We start from the raw sequence: 1,967 nt of genomic DNA, 5'->3' as shown, positions 1-1,967 counted from the left end.
AGTTCGGAAACGGAGTCAACCCCGCGCGCCGCGCCCCAGCAAAAGGCTCCAACGCCAGAGCCGCCACGGAGCGTCGAGCCTGTGCAGCAAGCGGGCAACGACGCCGCCCCCGAGGCCGGTCCTCAACCGTCCACGCCGAAGCCGGCGCGCAAGCCCACGGAGCGCACCCTCTCCGAGGAGTATTACGACGTCAAGACGACGGTCTTCAACGCGCTCATCGATACGATCGACCTGACCCAGCTCGCCAAGCTCGACCCCGATGCCGCGCGCGAAGAGATCCGCGACATCGTCAGCGAGATCGTGGCCATCAAGAACGTGGTGATGTCGATCGCCGAGCAGGAGGAACTGCTCGAGGACATCTGCAACGATGTGCTCGGCTATGGCCCTCTGGAGCCGCTGCTCGCCCGCGACGACATCGCCGATATCATGGTCAACGGCGCAAATACGACCTACATCGAAGTGCGCGGCAAGGTCGAGCCCTCCTCCATCCGCTTTGCCGACAACGCGCAGCTGATGAATATCTGCCAGCGCATCGTGAGCCAAGTCGGCCGTCGCGTCGACGAATCGAGCCCGATCTGCGATGCGCGTCTCCCGGACGGCAGCCGTGTGAACGTCATCGCGCCGCCGCTCGCCATTGACGGCCCCAGCCTCACCATCCGTAAGTTCAAGCGAGAACGGCTCACGCTCGACCAGCTCGAGAGAATGGGCACGATCAGCCCCGAGGGGCGCACGCTGCTCGCCATCATCGGCCGGGTGCGCTGCAACGTCATCATTTCCGGCGGTACCGGCTCCGGTAAGACGACGCTGCTCAACTGCTTGACCGCCTACATTGAGCCCGACGAGCGCATCATCACCTGCGAGGACTCGGCGGAGCTGCAACTTCAGCAACCCCACGTGGTGCGTCTGGAGACGCGGCCGCCGAACCTCGAAGGCGAGGGCGAGATCACCATGCGCGATCTCGTCAAGAACTGCCTGCGTATGCGGCCCGATCGCATTATCGTCGGCGAGGTGCGCGGACCCGAAGCCTTCGATCTGTTGCAGGCCATGAATACGGGCCATGACGGCTCCATGGGCACGCTCCACTCCAATAGCCCGCGCGAGTGCCTGAGCCGTCTGGAGAGCATGATCCTCATGGGCGGCTACAATCTTCCGGGCAAGACCATCCGCGAGATGATCACCTCCTCCGTAGACGTCATCGTTCAGGCCGCGCGCATGCGCGACGGCAGCCGCAAGATCACCCACGTCACCGAGGTCGTCGGCCTCGAGGGAGAGACGGTCACGCTCCAGGATCTCTTCGTCTACGATCTCATCGGCGAAGACGCGAACGGGCGTGTCTCCGGCCGTCATCGTTCCACGGGCATCGCACGGCCCTATTTCTACGAGAGGGCGCGCTATTACGGTGAAGACAAGCGGCTCACCGAGACCTTGGCCGCGGGCGAGGTTCATGATGAGCACGGCCGTCCGTTAGGAGAGGGATTTGCCCAGTCCTGAGCTCGTACAGCTAGCGGCCGTAGCGCTCGCCGCCCTCGGGGTCGGCGGCATCGTCTACGTATTGGTGATGCCGTATTTCAGCGACGAGCGCAAAGCAAGCAAGCGCGTCGCCAATGTGGCGCAAGGCCAAGCAGGGCTGCGCCAGCGCGTGGGCGTGCCGCAGCCGCTGCAGATGCGCCGCAAGCAGGTGCAGGATACGATCCGGGATATCGAGGCGAAACAAAGGGCCAAGAAGCGTGTGTCCCTTCGCACCAAGCTGATGCGCGCCGGCCTCGAGATAAGGCGCGGACCTATTACATCTTCTCCGTGATTTGCGGCTTTCATCGGCGGCTTTCTCGTCCTCGTCTTCGGAATGAAGCCGCTGATCGCGCTGTTAGCCGCGTTTGCCTGCGGTTTCGGGCTCCCCCGCTGGCTCCTTGCGCGCCGCATCAGATCTCGCCAAGCCAAGTTCCTGACCGAGTTTGCCAATGCCATCG

2 protein-coding genes are annotated in these 1,967 nt (G+C 63.9%); both read left to right on the top strand.

The genetic code is table 11. The features are described 5' to 3' along the window. On the top strand, positions 1-1,491 hold a 1,491-nt coding region (locus tag AUC71_RS05805), incomplete at its 5' end, for a TadA family conjugal transfer-associated ATPase (RefSeq protein WP_425283357.1). Continuing rightward, positions 1,478-1,801, top strand: a complete 324-nt coding sequence (locus AUC71_RS05800; RefSeq protein WP_069623506.1) for a hypothetical protein — start codon at positions 1,478-1,480, stop codon at positions 1,799-1,801. The genes AUC71_RS05805 and AUC71_RS05800, both read left to right, overlap by 14 nt. Positions 1,802-1,967 lie beyond the last annotated feature (166 nt).

It is taken from the genome of Methyloceanibacter marginalis (assembly GCF_001723295.1).
GTDB classification, from domain to species: Bacteria; Pseudomonadota; Alphaproteobacteria; order Rhizobiales; family Methyloligellaceae; genus Methyloceanibacter; species Methyloceanibacter marginalis.
The sequence above is the reverse complement of the archived record's forward strand: the minus strand, read 5'-3'. Positions and strand labels throughout refer to the sequence as shown.